Source organism: Lacisediminimonas sp., assembly GCF_030645335.1.
Classification (GTDB): Bacteria; Pseudomonadota; Gammaproteobacteria; order Burkholderiales; family Burkholderiaceae_D; genus Lacisediminimonas.
The window spans coordinates 1-17,504 of record NZ_JAUSNH010000131.1; the positions used below are offsets into that span (position 1 = coordinate 1).

The following is a 17,504-nucleotide window of genomic DNA, read 5'->3' on the forward strand; positions in this document are numbered from 1 at the left end:
GTTTTCAGTTTTTTCTTGCTGGTGCGTAATTTCTTCTTCGACTTCTTCAGCGCTGCCTTGTCGGATGTCATCTGCGGGCCGGGTTCGCCCGCTGCGATATTTTTCTTCATGCCGTCGACGCTGCGCTTGTCCAGCCGTACCTGCTTTGCGTCTGGGGACTCGGCTGTCGTACGGCCTGACTTGGTGTTGTCTTTCAGCGTTATCTTGTCTGCGTCTAGCTTTTGCTTGGCTGCGGTCAGTGCGGTTTCGTCAGACTTCAATTGCGCCTTGTCGTTGGCCAGTGTGGTCGGCGCCTGGGCGAAAGCTGATCCTGCAAAGGCGACCAGCAGCAAACTGGAAAGGATTGTGCGAATTGGTTTCAATGGGGTCCTTGATGAAAAGTTTAGGGGATGAGTCGAATGACGCAACGGAGTGTGGCTCAAGGGCAAGTGCCGGGTATGTACGGCAGCGAACGCCGGTACGGTACGAAAGGCCGGCGTAGCGTGCTTGCCCGCTGCGTACGTCAACGCACAGAGAAAGCCGGTGCGAGGCGCTACTCTGCATGGCAGGAAGTTCGCGCCAGCCCGGCGCGCCCTTGCCAATGAAAGCATCACACCATGAACATCACCTTGAGCCTTGTCCCCGTCGTTTCCATACTGGCTGGCATTCTGATTTTGGTCATTCCGCGTTTGCTGTCAACCATCGTGGCCGTGTACCTGATCGTGGTCGGACTGGTTGGCCTGTTCGGTAGCGGCAGTCTGTTTCGATGAAAACCATGCGCCCCCGGACAATAGCGATTGCCGCGGCTCTGGTAATCGTCAGCGTTCCGGCGATCGCGCTGGTGGTGCTGCACAATTTCGACTGGAACCGGGCCCGGCCGTGGCTCAATTCGCGTGCCAGCGAGGCCATCGGGCGACCGTTTGCCGTAGCCGGCGATTTGACCGTGACATGGTCGCGCGTGGCCGGTAAACCTGGTGAAGGCTGGCGCAATATGGTGCCGTGGCCGCGCCTGTTGGCAAAAGACATACACATTGGAAATCCATCGACGCCAACTGCCGGGCCCATCGCGGCGACCGACATGGCCGCGGTGCGCGAATTGTCGTTCTCGCTCAATCCGTTTGCGCTGATGCAAAAGAAGATCTCGATTCCGCTGCTAAGCTTTGATACCCCATCAGTGAACCTGGTGCGAACAGCAAATGGCGCAAACAACTGGACCTTTCCCGCAAGCGAGAAACCACAGCCGTGGCGCATTGCCATCAACACCATCAGTTTCAGCAAAGGCAGCATTCATCTGGCCGATGCGGTCAACCGTGCCGATCTGACCATGACGATCGATACGCTCGACACTGACCCGGTCTATGGTTTGGCCTGGAAGCTCAGCGGCCGCTTCAACGGTGAAGTCGCCAGCGGCGAAGGTAAGGCAGGTGGCGTGCTGTCACTTCAAAACCAGGTCGAGCCTTTTCCGCTAATGGCTGATTTGCACTTTGGAAAAACTGCGATTGCGCTGGTTGGCACGCTGACCAAGCCAAGCAGCCTGGCAGCACTCGATTTGCGGGTGAAATTTTCGGGTGTCAGCATGGCGCGACTTGAGCCGCTCACCGGCGTGGTCCTCCCTGAAACCCCGCCATTCGCTACAGAGGGTCATTTAGTGGCCACACTTGGCGCTGGCGGGAGTCATTGGACTTACAAGAATTTCCAGGGCCGGGTGGGCGCCAGCGATATCAGTGGCATGCTCGGCTATCAGACCGCAAAGCCGCGTGCCAGGCTGTCGGGTGTCGTGGTGTCGAAACAGCTGCTGTTTTCCGATCTGGCGCCGCTGATTGGCGCCGATTCCAATGCCAGCAAGCTCAAGCGCGGCGCACCCGCGGTGCAGCCGGCAAACAAGGTATTTCCTGTCGAACCCTTCGCCACGCAGCGCTGGACCGGGATCGACGCCGACATCCAGTTCAGTGCCGAAAAGATCGTTCGCAGCAAGAATCTTCCGATCGACAAGCTCAGCACCAATGTGCATTTGAAGGATGGTGTGCTGCGCCTGAGTCCATTGAATTTCAATGTCGCCGGTGGCAGCATCACATCCGACATCAAACTCGATAGCGGCGGTGGAGTCGGGAAAAATGCAATCAAGGGCGAGATCAAGGCCACAGCGCGCGGACTGCGCGTGAAGCAGCTATTCCCATCCGTTGAGTTGTTGAAAGAGAGCGCCGGTGAAATCAACGGCGACGCCTCGCTCTCTGCGGTCGGCAACTCGGTGGCCAGCCTGATGGCTGCGTCCAACGGCGAATTCAAGACCTTCATCAGCAAAGGCACGGTCAGCAAGTTGCTGCTGGAAAAAATGGGCCTCAATCTTGGCAGCGTGGTGCTTGCCACATTCACCGGTGACCATCAGGTAAAGCTCAATTGCATGGCGACGGATTTCGCAGTGACCCAGGGCATGATGCATGCCCGTAGTTTCATTATTGACACCGAGGCGGCGCTGCTGGATGTGACGGGCGACATCAACCTGGCGCAGGAACAGCTCGACCTGACGATCAAGCCAGGCAGCAAGGGAATGCGTCTTTTCTCGTTGCGGGCGCCGCTGTATGTAAAGGGCAGCTTCAAGGATCCCCAGGTCAGTGTGGACAAGGGTGTCATGGCGCTCAAGGCCGGCGGCGCAATTGCGCTGGCGGTGTTGGCGCCGGTGACCGCCGTACTGCCGCTGATCAATACAGGCCGCCGCGACGAGAGCAGCGATTGCGAGCGTCTGTTGGCTGCTGCACGGGTGAAATCGGTAGCGCCGCCGCCTGGCAAGCTGGCGCGTGTCAGTACAGAGCGTCGCAGTGTGGCCACAAAACCTGCCGCCGTTGGCGGCGCCAAGCAATAGCAATGCAATGAGCCTGCATAGCCTCTGGGTCCTGATCAAGGCCGCCGCATCGTCGTGGGTGGATGACTACGCCCAGAGCATGGGCGCGGCGCTGGCTTACTACACCATGTTCTCGATTGCGCCTTTGCTGCTGATCGTGATCTCGGTTGCCGGATTGATTTTCGGCGTTGACTCGGCGCGCGGCGAGATCCTGGCGCAACTGCAGGATCTGATGGGCGTGGATGGCGCGCATATGGTTCAGGGCCTGTTGCACAGTGTCAGCAAGCCGGCCGAGAGCATTACCGCCATGGTGGTTGGTACCGTCTTGTTGTTGATCGGCGCCACCACGGTGTTCGGTGAATTGCAGGATGCGCTGGATCGGATCTGGCGTGCGCCCAAGCGCGTCCACAGCGGGCTCTGGCACTTGTTGCGGTCGCGACTGCTTTCCTTCGGCATGATCCTCGGCATCGGTTTTCTGTTGACTGTTTCGCTGGTGGTCAGCGCCATGCTGGCTGCGCTCGGAAAACTCTGGGGGCCGCTGTTCGCTGAGTGGGAAACACTGGCCAATATCGTCAATTTGCTGGTCAGCTTCCTATTGATGACTACCGTGTTCGCCATGATTTACAAGATCATGCCGCGCGCACGGGTCGATTGGGCGGATGTCTGGATTGGAGCGGCAGTCACTGCATTGCTGTTTACGGCCGGCAAATTCCTGATCGGTCTGTATATCGGCAAGAGTGGTGTGACCTCGGTGTTCGGCGCCGCCGGTTCATTGGTGGTGGTGCTGGTATGGGTCTACTATTCGGCGCAGATTTTTTTGATGGGCGCGGAATTCACCTGGGCCTATGCGCTTACCTTTGGATCGCGCAAGGCGCAGGTGCTTCCCGCAGCAGCGCCTGTTATTCCGGGCAAGGCAACGAATGCCCATCCAGACCAGCCGATGGTAGAAGCAAAGATGGCAGCGAAGGCGGAAAGCATCGAACAGAAAGCGCAAGACGAACTGAAAGATAGAATTGAAAGAGAGAAATCGTAACGAGTTGTTTCAAATGCCATTCTATTTTCAGACGCGGTCAACCAGACTCAGGAAATAGCGTTAGGGATATAAAGCATCCACAAAAAATGCTTCCGTGTTCCAACTGACGTTCACCAAGGATTCCAAATGAATAAATTAATCGCAGTTCTGGTCGCCGGCCTGTTCGCATCGACCGCTTTTGCCCAAGCTACTCCAGCCACGCCTGCAACACCTGCTGTCGTCAAGGCTGAAGCCAAGGCCGCTAAAGCCGACGTCAAGGCAGAAAAAAGCGAAGCCAAAGTTGATGCCAAAGCCGACGCAAAAGTAGCCACGGCCGACGCCAAAGCAGCAAAAGCCAAAGCTGCAGCAGACGCCAAGGCAGAAAAAGCAAAAGCTAAAGCCGATGCGAAAGCAGCAAAAGACAAAGCAGCAGCAGATGCCAAAGCTGCAAAAGCCAAGGCAAAAGCCGACGCTAAAGCTGCTAAAGCCGCTAAAGCCGAAGATAAAGTCAAAGCCGGCGCCGCTTCAGACAAAGCATCCGCCAAGGCTGACACTGCTGCAGTCAAGGCAGATGGCAAGGCCGACGTGAAAGCCGCTGCAACCAAGTAATTTCTGGTTCGCGGTAGAAACCCCGGCGGGTCACTGACCTCCCGGGGTTTTTTTACGTCCGTGCCAATCGAACCAGCTATTGCCAAAGGGAACCCGCCGCTTGCGCATAGTTGGCGATTTGCGGCGAGTTTTTTCACAGGGAGTGCGTTGGCGCACATTCTTCGTCATTCATTCAATCTACTCTTTGCTTAAGCGGCCGCCCCGCCTTGCGCGCGGAGGTCACGCGACATGTATCCCACAGTCGCAACAATAACGGAGAGAGAACATCATGGGTCTTGGGACAATTTTGCTGATAGTACTGGTGCTGTTTCTGGTCGGCGCACTGCCAAACTGGTCGCATAGCCGCAGCTGGGGCTATGCACCTAGCGGACTGTTGAGCGTGGTTCTGGTCGTGGTGCTGATCCTTGTATTAATGGGACGGCTCTGATTTTGGGTTAATCCTGGCGGGCTGCAGAAAAGAGCCAAGCTTGGTCAGTTGCCTTTTCTGTTCTATGTGCCGTCAGGGCAGTCCCCTGCGCCTTAAAGCGGTGCAGGCCGAAGCTCGGTTACACTGTGGCCCTGATATATATACAGAGCCACGCCATGTCCGCACTCCGCACCGCACCAGATTTGAAGACCATCCTGATCGCCACCGGTGTCGTGCTCACCCTGGCAATGGGCGTGCGGCATGGATTCGGATTCTGGTTGCAACCGATCTCGCAGGCCAACGGCTGGAGCCGGGAAACCTATTCGCTGGCGCTGGCGCTGCAGAACCTGTTCTGGGGATTGTTCGGCCCGTTCGCCGGCATGGCGGCGGATCGCTATGGCACCGCCAAAGTGGTCGTGGCCGGCGTCGGGTTCTATGTGGCTGGCCTGTTGTGCATGGCGCTGGTGACTAATCCTTTGCTGTTCGTTCTTGGTGCTGGCATCCTGATCGGCGCGGCAATGTCCTGCACCGCTTTCGGCGCCATCAGCGGCATCATTGGCCGGGCTGCGCCCGAGAACAAGCGTTCATGGGCATTCGGGGTTTCGTCTGCTGCCGGTTCGTTTGGCCAGTTCGCCCTGATGCCGGTCGAGCAGTACCTGATCACGGCCACCGGGTGGCAGAACGCGTTCTTTGTGCTGGCTGCCGTACTGGTGGTGCTGATGCTGCCGATGGTGGTATTCCTGCGCGAACCGCCGATGGAAAAGTCGGTCGGTCCCCAGCAGAGCATTGGTGCCGCCATTGTCGAGGCATTTTCAAACCGCTCGTTCCGCTTGCTGGTCGCGGGTTATTTTGTGTGCGGCTTCCAGGTGATATTCCTCGCGGTCCACCTGCCGGCATATCTGCTGGACAAGGGCATAACCGACACCAACGTGGCGGTCATGGCGCTGGGGCTGATCGGTCTGTTCAACATTTTCGGGTCTTATTATTTCGGCAAGCTCGGCGGTTACTATCCCAAACGCTACCTGCTGGCGTCGATCTACATTTCCCGTTCCGTCATTATCGGGCTGTTCCTGCTGGCGCCCTTGTCATCGTGGTCGGTCTACCTGTTCGCCGCGGGCATGGGAATACTGTGGCTGTCGACGATATCGCTGACCAACGGCGTGGTTGCAAGCATTTTTGGCGTCAAGTATTTGTCCATGCTGGCCGGCTTTGTTTTCTTCTCGCACCAGGTTGGCAGCTTCCTCGGCGTCTGGCTGGGCGGGTATCTGTATGACAAGCAAGGTAGCTACGACACGGTATGGGTGATCACGATCCTGCTGGGCGTATTCGCGGCGCTGATCAATTTGCCAATCAACGAGAGTCCGCTGAGGCGCGCTGCGCCAGTGGCGGCCTGACGAGGCGAACATGGACAGCCCGGTCTGGCGGTGGGTGGGAATGGCTCTACTGGCCGTGGTGCTGGCAGTGGCTTTTTCGGCTTATTTGCGGCCCGATTTCGTGGCTGGCCTGGCCAACCGCTTCATCATGTGTTTCTGAGCGACACGGCTGCGTGAATCCGGCGAGTCAGCACGCGAAATCACACTCCGGTTCACACCTGACCTGAGCTAATTACGAATGCCGAATGCCGGTTTGGCCTGGGTGACACAGCAGGCCAAGCCGGCCGGTCATGCGCGCAGGTGACGCACCTGCCGGTCCGGCGCGGCAGCCTGTGCCCGTGCTGCCGTGCGGCCACCTTGGCCGGCATGGTCGTCTGCCAGGCAGATGCGCACCTGGTCTTCCTTCATGCCCTGCGCCACCAGCCAGCGCGTCACCAATCCTGCCAGGCGGTCAAGGGCGATCCGATGGGTGGCGTCCGTCACGCCATACAGCCAGTCCGACAGCGCCATGAAATTCGCAAATGGCGTCGCGCCCAGGATCAGCGGCAAGGTACGTGCGAAGCGTCCGGAGTTGGCGATCAAGTCCCAATAGCGGGCGAAGCGGACCAGGCGTTGCATCGTGGCGAAGTCGACCTGGCTGGTGGCCAGTATCTGGTAAGGCGGATCGGGATCGAACACCATGCCCCACGCCTGCGTGTGGCGGATGATCGGTGTGCCACGCAGGCGCTTGAGGATACCGAACTGGATCTCGTGCGGATCAAGCGCGACCAACTGGTCGAAACCGGCGGCAAAACTGTCGATGTCTTCGCCCGGCAGGCCCGCGATCAGGTCCACGTGCAGGTGTGCCTGCGAATGCTGGCGTAGCCACCGGATGTTTTCGCTCGCCTTCTGGTTGTCCTGGCGGCGGCTGACCAGTGCCTGCACTGCGGGATTGAAACTCTGGATGCCGATCTCGAACTGCAAGCTGCCGGCCGGGAAGCGCCGGATACTCTCCTTCAACGCTTCCGGCAAATGGTCTGGCACGACTTCGAAATGGGCATAGACCGGATCGTCGGGATGGGCTTCCAGCTTGTCGAGAAAGAATTGCATGATGCGCAGGCTGGACTTGACGTTCAGGTTGAAGGTCCGGTCGACGAACTTGAACAAGCGCGCGCCGCGCGCATGCAGCTTTTCGAGTTCAGCCAGGAATGGATCCAATCCGAATGGCCACGCAGTCTTGTCGAGCGAGGACAGGCAGAATTCGCATTTGAACGGACATCCGCGCGATGCTTCGACGTAGAGCGTCCGATGGGCCAGGTCTTCTGCGCTGTACATGTCATAGGGGTAGGCCAACTGATCCAGCGGAGGCTGGATACCCGCATGGGTTTTCATCAGCGGCTTGGGGCCGTTGAGTATGGCGCGGCACAGTTGGGCGAAGCTGACGTCGCCCCAGCCCGTGATCAGGTAGTCGGCCATCCGGACAATTTCCTGCTGCTCCGGTTCATGCGAGACTTCCGGCCCGCCGAGCACGACGACAACATCGGGCGCCAGCCGTTTGAGCAGCGCCACGATATGGGTGGTTTCCTCGATATTCCAGATGTAGACACCAAAACCGATGATGCGCGGCCGGTGTGCCAGCAGCTTTTCCACGATATCGGCGCTGCGCGTGCCGATCACGAATTCCTGCAGGCGGGTTTGCCCGGTCAAGTCACCCATGTTGGCCAGCAGGTAGCGCAAGCCAAGCGAGGCATGGGCGTAGCGGGCGTTAAGGGTAGTTAGCAGGATGCTCATTGCGGGCCGGATCGGCAAAACCGCTATTCTAGCGGCCTATGGTCTGCCTGCCTCCGCTTGGCCCAATCATATTGTTGTCTTGCTGGACCATCGGAATGCCGCGAGCGGGCACCGAGCTGACTGGCGGGAAGTTGATCGTTCCCGGCGGCGCTGCGTAGCCGGGCAGCGGTATGGTGTCCGTGATTGCCGGTTTGCATCGCCGCCAAGGCAATATGGTGCAGCGCACAAAAATGCCTTGACACCGGGCCCGCACGCGTTAAAATAGATCATGTTGCAGCGCACAATTCGGTGCGCTTTCCATTTCCGGATCGCATCCAAACTCTATTTACGGAGAATCGCCATGTTCGCAGAACAGTTTTCCAGCGCTGCAAAAGCCAATTTTGAATCCCAGGTTGCCGCAGCCAATGCTTTCAACAACAAAGCCTTTGAAGGCATCGCCCAATTGTTTGACCTCAACTTGCGTGCTGCGCGTGCTGCACTGGCTGAATCAACGGCCACCGCGCATCAAATGCTGGCCGCCAAAGATCCGCGCGAGCTGGTGACATTGCTCGCTGCCCAGTCCCAGCCTGCCGCAGAAAAGACGGTCGCCTATTCGCGCCAGGTCGCCGGCATCGCTGCTGCAACCCAGGCGGAACTGGCCAAAGCTGCTGAAGAGCAGACTGCCACCCGCACACGTGAAGTGGCTGGCCTGGTGGATGACTTGCTGAAAAATGCGCCTCCTGGCATGGAGCAGGCAGTTGCCATGCTGAAAACCACGATGGCAAATAGCGGTGCGGGCTACGAGCAGATCAACAAGTTTGCCAAGCAGGCGAATGAGACATTCGAAGAGAACTTCAGCAAGCTGTTCGCGCAGTTCGGCGCAACGGTCGAAAAGACTGCGGCTCGCGCACGCAAGTAATAGCGCTGGGTAGTGCTCCCGATCTTCGGAGAACTCCCCCGGCCGATAACAAAGCCGCCTTCGGGCGGCTTTGTTTTTGCGGGCATGGATGGAGGGTTTTACGGGTTGCGCAGTGCGCAGACCTTGGTGCAGCGGCGCCGGCGCTCTCCTCAGGGCTTGTGTTCCAGCATCGATAGCGCCAGCGCTTCGGCCACGCGGATGCCGTCGACCGCTGCAGACAGGATCCCGCCAGCATAACCAGCGCCCTCACCGGCCGGAAACAAGCCGCGCACGTTCATGCTCTCAAGCTGATCGTTGCGGCGGATGCGGATCGGTGAGGAGGTGCGGGTTTCCACGCCGGTCAGCACGGCATCGTGCATCGCAAAACCCTTGATCTGGCGCTCGAAGGCTGGCAGCGCCTCGCGGATCGCCTCGATGGCGTACGCCGGCAGCGCCGTTGACAAGTCGCCCAGCAGCACGCCGGGCTTGTAGGACGGCGCCACATTCCCGAGCTCCCTTGATGGGCGGGCCGCCAGGAAATCCCCGACCAGTTGTCCTGGTGCGCTGTAATCACCGCCGCCGAGCTCGAATGCGCGCGACTCCCACAGTCGCTGGCAATCGATGCCAGCCAGCGGATTGCCGGGATAGTCGGCCGGCGTAATCCCCACCACGATGCCGCTGTTGGCGTTGCGTTCATTGCGCGAATACTGGCTCATGCCATTGGTGACAACCCGGCCTGGCTCCGACGTGGCGGCAACCACCGTACCGCCGGGGCACATGCAAAAGCTGTACACGGCACGGCCATTGCCGGCGTGGTGGACCAGCTTGTAGTCCGCCGCGCCCAACAGGGGATGGCCGGCGTGTTGCCCGAATCGTGCGCGGTCGATCAGGGACTGCGGGTGCTCTATCCGGAATCCGAGCGAAAACGGCTTGGCCTCGATGTACACCCCGCGCCGGTGCAGCATCTGGAAGGTATCGCGGGCGCTGTGGCCAACTGCCAAAACCACATGATCGGCAGGGATGACTTCGCCGCTGGCCAGCGTGACGGCGCGCATGCGGCCGTCGACGATCTCGATGTCGTCAACCCGGCTATCGAATCGATATTCACCGCCCAAAGCCTCGATCGATGCCCGCATCATTTCAACCATCTTGACCAGGCGGAAGGTGCCGATATGCGGTTTGCTGACGAACAGGATCTCTGGCGGCGCGCCGGCCTTGACGAATTCGTCCAGCACCTTGCGGCCATAGTGCCGGGGATCCTTGATCTGGCTATACAGCTTGCCATCTGAAAAGGTACCCGCCCCGCCCTCGCCGAATTGCACATTCGATTCCGGATGCAGCTTGCGGCGACGCCACAGATCCCAGGTATCCTTGGTGCGCTCACGCACTTCCTTGCCACGCTCCAGGATAATGGGCCGAAAGCCCATTTGCGCGAGGATCAGGCCGGCGAACAGTCCGCAAGGTCCGGTGCCAATGACGACCGGGCGCGATGTAAGGTTTGCGGGCGCCCGGCCGACGAAGCGGTATTGCGTATCCGGCTTGGGTCCGATGGCGGGACGGCCTTTGAGGCGGTCAAGTACCTGCGCTTCGTTCCTGATATCGACGTCAAGCGTGTACACCAGCAGAATGCCAGATCGTTTTCGGGCATCATAGCCGCGACGGACGATCGTGAAACCGAGCAGGTCTTCTGCCGGAATGCCCAGGCGCGCTACCGCTGCTTCTGCCAGGGCAGCTTCGGGATGATCCAGCGGCAGCGATATTTCCGTTAATCTCAGCATGGACAGCAGCACGGTGGTTGGAGCAATGGGCGGCCATTTTACCCGCTAACCCGATTCATGCAGGTCGCATCACACTCGGAGTCAATGGATGACACAAAATAATCGGGACCCGCGCCGGCTTACCCGGCGCCAGCTGCTCCTGGCAGGTTCAGCCGGCATTGTGGGATGGAGCACGATGGCGTCGCAGGCGCTCGCCTCACATGATATTCCGCAGGGGCTGCGCCGCGGTTTCGGCGACATCCGGATCGGTAACAAGTCAGCCGGCGCCGGCGATATGCTGATGCCGGGGGAGTCGATCATCACCGGACCGGGCGCACAAGCGGTGGTAGTGGTGGGCGCCGACGCCTTCCTGTTGCGCGAAAACACGAGATTGCAGCTGGAAGATAACGGTGGCACCCGGGTGCTGCGCTATCTCTCCGGCAAGGTGCTCAGCGTATTCGGCGCGGGTAACAAGCAACTGGTCACGCCAACGGCGACAATCGGCATTCGCGGTACCGGCTGCTATATCGAGGCCCGACCCGAACGGGTCTATTTCTGCTTGTGCTATGGCGCGGCCGATGTGACGCCAAACGCAAATCCGACCATGGTTAAGCGCATGGTGACCAAGCATCACGAGCAACCGATTACGATCGATGCCAATGCGTCGGCGATGAACGCCGCGGACGTAATCAACCATTCCGATGCCGAACTGATCATGCTTGAAGAAACCGTCGGTCGTCGTCCGCCGTTCTTCGGTCAGCCAGGGCTGGCGCGTTATTGATTCATGTCGGGTGCAATGGCGAGCGTGCGCTGTGCCAGCCACGTGCGTTGGCAGGCCGGTCTGCGAGAAACCGGCCTTTCGCGGCGCTTGCCGGCTTTAACTTGCCCGCATCACAGACAAATGGGGCAAGGACAGCACCGATTCGAGTTCATTGCCGTCGGCGTCCTTCTCGGCCACCAGGTGCACCCACCCCAGGACCTCGTCGATACTGGCCAGCCCGCTTAGCAGTGCAGTGCGCGCGGTCCGGTAGACGAGCGCTTCGTCGTTCTTGCCATCTGTCAGCGTTGCTGACGAGCGTTCCAGTTCATCCAGCCGACTCTCGACGTCGAGCAGGTCGTCGGCCATCACCTCGCGCAATGCGCTGAGGCCGGAAACAGCGTCATCGGTCTCCGTTATGCTAAGGATTCCCATTTTCTTGCGCGGCCCTCCTGTTCGTCACTCCTGCTTGACTCGCAGGACTGGCAAACAATCGACACACGAAGGCTTGCCTTGAGGTCGGTCAAAGCCGCGCTTCAGCTGGAACTGGTGGCCAGCGTCGGCGCGCGCACCTCCAGGATTTCGTGCTCAATTGCTTCCCGGTAGATTTTGGCGTCGTGGGTGGCGAGGTAGAGCAAGATCTGGGGCGCTTTCTTCTTGACGATTCGGGGTAGCAGCATGCCTACGGCGACCATTACCAGGCCTGCCATGGCATAGCCAGAAATGGCCAGGGCCGCGCCAATGCCCAGCAAGGGAAGACATACCAGTTTGAGTAGCAGTCGCGCCTGTAAATATTTCTGCGCGCGCTCCGGGTTAACCACGACCCGATAGCGCCCGTGCGGCAAGCCCCGGCTGAATTCGGCGTGAGGAATATCAGCGGTTACAAAAACATAGTCGGGATTGCTCATGGTAATCAACCGGTGTGGAAAGCCAAGGATGCTAAATCCTTTCCGGCGCGCTCACAAGTGCCCAATGATCCCAAAAAACCCAAAAGCCGAAAGGCTGGCGTCAAGGCCCCATCGCATTGGCTTAACTGCGGACGATGTTACCGTGCGATATTTTTTGCTGTCCGAACCCGGTCGCGCAAGGCCTTTACCTGATCGTGGTTGCGCACTGCACCCTTGTATTGTTTTTCCACCATGCTGCGCAGCGCCAGCGGAAAATCCTTTTCAAGTGCACCCCGGTAGCTCTTGACGGCCACGTCCTCGCCACGTTCGCATTCATCGAGTATGGTTTCGTCGTCTTTTCCTGTCACTGCCGATTTGATATCGACCCAACGTCGGTGCAGTCCGGCCGCAACGCTGCCCGATGTCTCCGGCTCCCCGCCGAGTCCGACGACATGCTCCTGCAATTCGATGGCAGCCTGGGCGCAGGTTCGTGCGCGGTCAAGCAGGAAGGCTTTCATATCAGGGTCGCTGATGTCCTCGGCGCAGACCTGAAACCCCTGTTCGCCATCCTTGCAGGTCTCGATCAGGTCATTGAGCATCGCGATGATATCGTCGTCGTCCATTTTTTTTCCATGTCGGTAGGGTTGGAAACCGGCTCAGCACAAGCCTGTGCGCATCATCGGAACGCGCTCCAGAGCGACAAACCGGTGGTGCTCAGCTTGCGTGGCTGGCAGTGCAGGAAATCTGTTGTGGCGGCTTCGGCAATTCGGCCGGATGCGCTGTCAGTGCGGAAATCAGGAAGCCACCGGTGACGACGCTCAGCATCGCAAGGCCAAGTCCCCGGTTGAATGTCGCTTGAATCGTTTGCATGTCGTTCTCCTCACCCAGTCTTGCAGGAAGACTGCGCAGCAGATCAGGCAAACGCTGTGCCAGCGAGTAGACGCGCATGCAATGCAACGGACACAGGTCGCCATGCGCGGTAAAGCGGGCGGCGCAAACTACATTGCGCGAAAAATTTACAAAGGATCGCTCATGCGGCCTTGCCGCGCTTGTCCCGCAGGCATTGTGTCGTGGCCGTGACTTCCCCCGCTTCATCGACGGTCTCCATGATCACGTCGAAGCCCCAAAGGCGTCCGATATGCCTGAGTACTTCGTCGGTCTGGTCATTCAGCGGGCGGCGGTGGAATTGGGCGTGCCGCAATGTCAGCGCGCGGTCGCCATGCGTGTCCACGGACCAGACCTGGATATTCGGCTCGCGGTTATGCAGATTGTATTGCGATGACAGTTGTTGCCGGATGTAGCGATATCCGTTGTCGTCATGGATGGCTGAAACCGCCAGCTTTTCTTGCTCGTCATCATCGACGACGGCGAAGAAATGAAAGTCGCGTATCAGTTTTGGCGACAGGAATTGTGCAATGAAGCTTTCATCCCGGAAGTTACGCATGGCGAAGTCGAGTGTCTTTTTCCAGTCGCTGCCGGCAATGTCAGGAAACCAGGCACGGTCTTCGTCGGTGGGCGCCTCGCAGATCCGGCGGATGTCGCGCATCATCGCAAAGCCGAGAGCATACGGATTGATGCCGCTGTAGTGGCGGCTGCCCACCGGCGGCTGGAGCACGACGTTGGTGTGACTTTGCAGGAATTCCAGCATGAAGCCATCGCCCACCACACCTTCGTCATAGAGCTGGTGCAGGATCGTGTAGTGCCAGAAGGTCGCCCATCCCTCGTTCATCACCTGGGTTTGCCGTTGCGGGTAGAAGTACTGCGAAATCTTGCGGACAATGCGAACCACTTCGCGCTGCCAGGGCTCCAGCAGTGGCGCCGACTTTTCAATGAAGTACAACAGGTTTTCCTGCGGCTCCTCCGGGAACCGGCGCTGGGCAGACTGTGAAACATCAGCATGCTCGCGGCGCGGTATGGTGCGCCACAGGTCGTTGACCTGGCTTTGCAGGTACTGCTCGCGTTCGCGCTGGCGGTCGTTCTCTTCCTGCATGGATATCCGCGCCGGTCTCTTGTAGCGATCCACGCCATAGTTCTGTAGCGCATGGCAGGAATCGAGCAGGTTCTCGACGGCTTCCACGCCATGCCGCCGTTCGCAGTCTGCGATGTAATTCTTGGCGAACAGCATGTAGTCGACAATCGCCTCGGCATCGGTCCAGGTGCGAAACAGGTAATTGCCCTTGAAGAAGGAGTTGTGCCCGTAGGAGGCATGCGCGATCACCAGCGCTTGCATCATCAGGCTGTTTTCCTCCATCAGGTAGGCAATGCAGGGATTGGAATTGATGACGATTTCATACGCCAGCCCCATTTGTCCGCGGCGATAGTTTTTTTCGGTTTGCAGGAAGTGCTTGCCGAAAGACCAGTGGTTGTAGGACACCGGCATGCCGATCGACGCATAGGCATCCATCATTTGCTCGGCCGTGATGATCTCGAGCTGGTTCGGAAACGTGTCGAGTCCGAAATTTGCGGCGACCCGCCGGATTTCTTCGTGCGCTAGCTCGATCAGGTCGAACGTCCACTCGGACTGGTCCGGCAGCCGGCGCACGCCAGACGGAGCATCCATCGATTTATTCATTTTGCCTGCTTCTTGAACAATTCACGGAATACCGGGAAGATGTCTGCCGGCGACTCGATCTTTTGCATCGCGAAGTGGGAATGCGCCTGTGCCACGCCCAGGTACTCGTACCAGAGGTTCTGCGGTTCGCCTTCCGTGATCTCCACATAGGCGTAGTACTGCACCAGTGGCATGATGGACTCGGTCAGCAGTTGTCGGCAGGCGATCGAGTCCTTGTCCCAATTGTCGCCATCCGACGCCTGTGCAACATAGACATTCCAGTCGCTGCTGTAGCGCTCGGTCAGGACTTTGCCAAGCATGTGCAAGGCAGACGAAACGACCGTTCCGCCCGACTCGCGGGAATTGAAGAACTCATGCTCGTCGACTTCGGATGCGGCAGTATGGTGGCGGATGAATACCAGGTCGATTTTTTCATAGACTTTGGCCAGGAACAGGTAGAGCAGTATGAAAAATCGCTTTGCGATGTCCTTCTTCTGTTGGTCCATCGAGCCCGACACGTCCATCAGGCAAAACATCACGCACTGGCTGGACGGTTTCGGTACCTTGATCCGGTTGCTGTAGCGCAGGTCGAATGGATCGATGAAGGGGATCGCGTTGATGCGACTTTTCAGCGCCGCGACCCGGCTCCTGGCTGTGATGACCGCGGAATCTTCGTCGGCCAGGATCAATTGCAACCGTTCGAGTTCTTGCTCGGCTTCGTGCAGCGCGGCCGCCGGCCCGGCGCCCACCGCGATCCGGCGCGCCAGCGCGCCGCGCAGCGAGCGCAGTACATGGATATTGGTGGGCGTGCCCGATACGGTGTAGCCGGCGCGTTGCGGACGGAATTCCACGGTGGAGGCAAGCTGCTTCTTCACCATGTTCGGCAACTCCAGGTCCTCGAAGAAGTAGTTCATGAACTCTTCCCGCGACAGCTCGAACACGAAGTCGTCTTCGGTGCGCTCGTCGCTATTGCCGGCCTTGCCTTGTCCGCGGCCGCCGCCGCCCTGTGGCCGGGCGATCTTGTCGCCCTTGATGAATTCCTTGTTGCCCGGGCTGATGGTTTCCCATACTCCGCCGCGCGCATGGCCGAAACCGGGTTCGTTCAGGTCCCTGGCCGGTATGGAGATTTTTTCGCCACCAGCAATTTCCCGGATGGAGCGGCCCTTGACGGCGTGCTCCACGGCTTTTTGCACCTGCTCCTTGTAGCGCCGCAGGAAGCGCTCACGGTTGACTGCAGACTTGTTCTTGCTCTGCAGGCGCCGGTCGATCAAGTAAGTCAATATGCTCTCCCGCTACTGCCATGCGGGTGGGCGAACCAGCGCCACCCTTCTTCGCAAATCCCGGCGGCCATGCCGCGCACGCCGGGGAGATGCGCCCTGTGCAGACCAGTCCGCAGGGCGCCATGTGGTGCGATGACGTCGTTCAGGACGACTTGCGCACCCGCAAATACCATTCGCAGAGCAGTCGCACCTGCTTTGCCGTGTAGCCTTTTTCGACCATCCGTGACACGAACTCCTTGTGCTTGTTGGCCTCGTCGGCGCTGGCCTTGGCGTTGAAGGAAATAACCGGCAACAGCTCCTCGGTATTGGAGAACATCTTTTTCTCGATCACGCTGCGAAACTTTTCGTAGCTGGTCCAGGCCGGGTTCTTGCCGCTGTTCTGTGCCCGCATGCGCAGCACGAAGTTGACGATCTCATTGCGGAAATCCTTGGGATTGGAAATCCCGGCCGGCTTCTCGATCTTTTCCAGCTCGCTGTTGAGCGCCTCGCGGTTGAAGCTCTCGCCGGTGTCAGGGTCACGGAATTCCTGGTCCTGGATCCAGAAATCGGCGAAGGACACGTAGCGGTCAAAGATGTTCTGGCCGTACTCGGAATAGCTCTCCAGGTAGGCAGTCTGAATCTCCTTGCCGATGAACTCGACATAGCGTTGCGCCAGGTATTCCTTGATGTAGGCAAGGTAGCGCTGCTCGATTTCCGGCGGGAATTGCTCACGGCCGACCTGCTGTTCCAGCACGTAAAGCAGGTGTACCGGGTTGGCCGCCACTTCACTGCTGTCGAAATTGAAAACACGGGAGAGGATTTTGAACGCGAAGCGTGTGGACAGGCCGTTCATGCCTTCATCCACGCCGGCATAATCGTAGTACTCGGACTTCGATTTTGCCTTGGGGTCGGTATCCTTCAGGTTTTCGCCGTCGTACACCTGCATCTTGCTATAGATGCTTGAGTTCTCCGGCTCTTTCAGGCGCGACAGGATCGCGAACTGCGCCATCATCTTCAGCGTTCCGGGTGCGCATGGCGAGCTGGCCAGCGAGGAGTGACGCAGCAGCTTGTCGTAGATCTTGATTTCGTCGGACACGCGCAGGCAATACGGTACCTTGACGATATAAATTCGATCGAGGAAAGCCTCGTTATTCTTGTTGTTGCGGAAGGTTTTCCATTCCGACTCGTTGGAGTGGGCCAGGATGACGCCGTCGAACGGGATCGCGCCGAAGCCTTCGGTGCCCTTGTAATTGCCTTCCTGGGTTGCCGTCAGCAGCGGGTGCAGCACCTTGATAGGCGCCTTGAACATTTCGACGAACTCCAGCAAGCCCTGGTTGGCCAGGCACAGTCCGCCGGAATAGCTGTAGGCGTCGGGATCGTCCTGCGAATAGCTTTCCAGTTTGCGGATGTCGACCTTGCCGACCAGCG

18 protein-coding genes are annotated in these 17,504 nt (G+C 58.9%); 8 read left to right on the forward strand and 10 right to left on the reverse strand.

From position 1 onward, the window contains the following. A partial coding sequence (locus tag Q7T64_RS09470) for a hypothetical protein (RefSeq protein WP_304794875.1) occupies positions 1-422 on the reverse strand: 422 nt, incomplete at its 3' end. Between the two features lie 174 nt (positions 423-596). Here Q7T64_RS09470 and Q7T64_RS09475 point away from each other — a divergent pair. The 6 genes from Q7T64_RS09475 to Q7T64_RS09500 all read left to right on the forward strand — a co-directional run bounded on the left by Q7T64_RS09475 (position 597) and on the right by Q7T64_RS09500 (position 6,239). Beyond that, positions 597-749 carry a DUF3096 domain-containing protein gene (locus tag Q7T64_RS09475; RefSeq protein ID WP_304794877.1) on the forward strand — a complete coding sequence of 51 codons (153 nt, stop codon included), beginning with the start codon at positions 597-599 and terminating at the stop codon, positions 747-749. 5 nt (positions 750-754) lie between these two features. Then, positions 755-2,839 (forward strand): AsmA family protein, encoded by a 2,085-nt coding sequence (locus Q7T64_RS09480; protein WP_304794879.1) that lies wholly within the window; start codon positions 755-757, stop codon positions 2,837-2,839. 7 nt (positions 2,840-2,846) lie between these two features. Next, entirely contained in the window at positions 2,847-3,851 is a 1,005-nt protein-coding gene (locus Q7T64_RS09485; RefSeq protein WP_304794881.1) for a YihY/virulence factor BrkB family protein, read from the forward strand. 126 nt (positions 3,852-3,977) lie between these two features. Next, entirely contained in the window at positions 3,978-4,439 is a 462-nt protein-coding gene (locus Q7T64_RS09490) for a hypothetical protein (protein ID WP_304794883.1), read from the forward strand. A gap of 268 nt (positions 4,440-4,707) precedes the next feature. Next, a complete protein-coding gene (locus Q7T64_RS09495; protein ID WP_304794885.1) occupies positions 4,708-4,866 on the forward strand; it encodes a DUF3309 family protein in 159 nt (52 codons plus the stop codon). A gap of 155 nt (positions 4,867-5,021) precedes the next feature. After that, positions 5,022-6,239, forward strand: a complete 1,218-nt coding sequence (locus Q7T64_RS09500; RefSeq protein WP_304794887.1) for an MFS transporter — start codon at positions 5,022-5,024, stop codon at positions 6,237-6,239. Between the two features lie 267 nt (positions 6,240-6,506). Here Q7T64_RS09500 and Q7T64_RS09505 read toward each other — a convergent pair whose 3' ends face one another. After that, positions 6,507-7,988, reverse strand: a complete 1,482-nt coding sequence (locus Q7T64_RS09505) for a B12-binding domain-containing radical SAM protein (protein WP_304794890.1) — start codon at positions 7,986-7,988, stop codon at positions 6,507-6,509. Positions 7,989-8,328: 340 nt separating this feature from the next. Between Q7T64_RS09505 and phaP the strand changes: the two genes are divergently transcribed. Further along, positions 8,329-8,886, forward strand: a complete 558-nt coding sequence (phaP, locus tag Q7T64_RS09510) for a TIGR01841 family phasin (protein WP_304794892.1) — start codon at positions 8,329-8,331, stop codon at positions 8,884-8,886. Between the two features lie 149 nt (positions 8,887-9,035). On the opposite strand, the gene Q7T64_RS09515 is transcribed toward phaP, so the two are convergent. Beyond that, positions 9,036-10,643 (reverse strand): NAD(P)/FAD-dependent oxidoreductase, encoded by a 1,608-nt coding sequence (locus Q7T64_RS09515; protein WP_304794894.1) that lies wholly within the window; start codon positions 10,641-10,643, stop codon positions 9,036-9,038. 88 nt (positions 10,644-10,731) lie between these two features. Between Q7T64_RS09515 and Q7T64_RS09520 the strand changes: the two genes are divergently transcribed. After that, the gene (locus tag Q7T64_RS09520; RefSeq protein WP_304794895.1) at positions 10,732-11,403 is read left to right on the forward strand and encodes a hypothetical protein; all 672 of its coding nucleotides are present in this window, start codon (positions 10,732-10,734) and stop codon (positions 11,401-11,403) included. Positions 11,404-11,499: 96 nt separating this feature from the next. Here the strand turns inward: Q7T64_RS09520 and Q7T64_RS09525 are convergent, their stop codons facing one another. From Q7T64_RS09525 to Q7T64_RS09555, 7 genes are all read right to left on the reverse strand, one after another. After that, positions 11,500-11,814 carry a hypothetical protein gene (locus tag Q7T64_RS09525; RefSeq protein WP_304794897.1) on the reverse strand — a complete coding sequence of 105 codons (315 nt, stop codon included), beginning with the start codon at positions 11,812-11,814 and terminating at the stop codon, positions 11,500-11,502. A 101-nt stretch (positions 11,815-11,915) separates the two neighbouring features. Then, positions 11,916-12,287: a hypothetical protein gene (locus tag Q7T64_RS09530; RefSeq protein WP_304794899.1), complete on the reverse strand. Its 372-nt coding sequence runs from the start codon at positions 12,285-12,287 to the stop codon at positions 11,916-11,918. A 137-nt stretch (positions 12,288-12,424) separates the two neighbouring features. After that, positions 12,425-12,889 carry a PA2169 family four-helix-bundle protein gene (locus tag Q7T64_RS09535; protein WP_304794901.1) on the reverse strand — a complete coding sequence of 155 codons (465 nt, stop codon included), beginning with the start codon at positions 12,887-12,889 and terminating at the stop codon, positions 12,425-12,427. Between the two features lie 91 nt (positions 12,890-12,980). Continuing rightward, positions 12,981-13,136, reverse strand: coding sequence for a hypothetical protein (locus tag Q7T64_RS09540; protein ID WP_304794903.1), 156 nt, complete (start codon positions 13,134-13,136; stop codon positions 12,981-12,983). A 160-nt stretch (positions 13,137-13,296) separates the two neighbouring features. Further along, positions 13,297-14,838 (reverse strand): SpoVR family protein, encoded by a 1,542-nt coding sequence (locus Q7T64_RS09545; protein WP_304794904.1) that lies wholly within the window; start codon positions 14,836-14,838, stop codon positions 13,297-13,299. Beyond that, positions 14,835-16,097 carry a YeaH/YhbH family protein gene (locus Q7T64_RS09550; RefSeq protein ID WP_304794906.1) on the reverse strand — a complete coding sequence of 421 codons (1,263 nt, stop codon included), beginning with the start codon at positions 16,095-16,097 and terminating at the stop codon, positions 14,835-14,837. Before Q7T64_RS09550 ends, Q7T64_RS09545 begins: the two co-directional genes overlap by 4 nt. A gap of 142 nt (positions 16,098-16,239) precedes the next feature. Continuing rightward, a partial coding sequence (locus Q7T64_RS09555) for a PrkA family serine protein kinase (RefSeq protein WP_304794908.1) occupies positions 16,240-17,504 on the reverse strand: 1,265 nt, incomplete at its 5' end.

Coding starts and splice junctions, on each gene's coding strand:
- Q7T64_RS09490 (WP_304794883.1), top strand. CDS start 3,978: ATGAATAAATTAATCGCAGTTCTGGTCGCCGGCCTGTTCGCATCGACC.
- Q7T64_RS09535 (WP_304794901.1), bottom strand. CDS start 12,889: ATGGACGACGACGATATCATCGCGATGCTCAATGACCTGATCGAGACC.
- Q7T64_RS09500 (WP_304794887.1), top strand. CDS start 5,022: ATGTCCGCACTCCGCACCGCACCAGATTTGAAGACCATCCTGATCGCC.
- Q7T64_RS09485 (WP_304794881.1), top strand. CDS start 2,847: ATGAGCCTGCATAGCCTCTGGGTCCTGATCAAGGCCGCCGCATCGTCG.
- Q7T64_RS09505 (WP_304794890.1), bottom strand. CDS start 7,988: ATGAGCATCCTGCTAACTACCCTTAACGCCCGCTACGCCCATGCCTCG.
- Q7T64_RS09515 (WP_304794894.1), bottom strand. CDS start 10,643: ATGCTGAGATTAACGGAAATATCGCTGCCGCTGGATCATCCCGAAGCT.
- Q7T64_RS09480 (WP_304794879.1), top strand. CDS start 755: ATGCGCCCCCGGACAATAGCGATTGCCGCGGCTCTGGTAATCGTCAGC.
- Q7T64_RS09475 (WP_304794877.1), top strand. CDS start 597: ATGAACATCACCTTGAGCCTTGTCCCCGTCGTTTCCATACTGGCTGGC.
- Q7T64_RS09530 (WP_304794899.1), bottom strand. CDS start 12,287: ATGAGCAATCCCGACTATGTTTTTGTAACCGCTGATATTCCTCACGCC.
- phaP (WP_304794892.1), top strand. CDS start 8,329: ATGTTCGCAGAACAGTTTTCCAGCGCTGCAAAAGCCAATTTTGAATCC.
- Q7T64_RS09540 (WP_304794903.1), bottom strand. CDS start 13,136: ATGCAAACGATTCAAGCGACATTCAACCGGGGACTTGGCCTTGCGATG.
- Q7T64_RS09545 (WP_304794904.1), bottom strand. CDS start 14,838: ATGAATAAATCGATGGATGCTCCGTCTGGCGTGCGCCGGCTGCCGGAC.
- Q7T64_RS09525 (WP_304794897.1), bottom strand. CDS start 11,814: ATGGGAATCCTTAGCATAACGGAGACCGATGACGCTGTTTCCGGCCTC.
- Q7T64_RS09520 (WP_304794895.1), top strand. CDS start 10,732: ATGACACAAAATAATCGGGACCCGCGCCGGCTTACCCGGCGCCAGCTG.
- Q7T64_RS09495 (WP_304794885.1), top strand. CDS start 4,708: ATGGGTCTTGGGACAATTTTGCTGATAGTACTGGTGCTGTTTCTGGTC.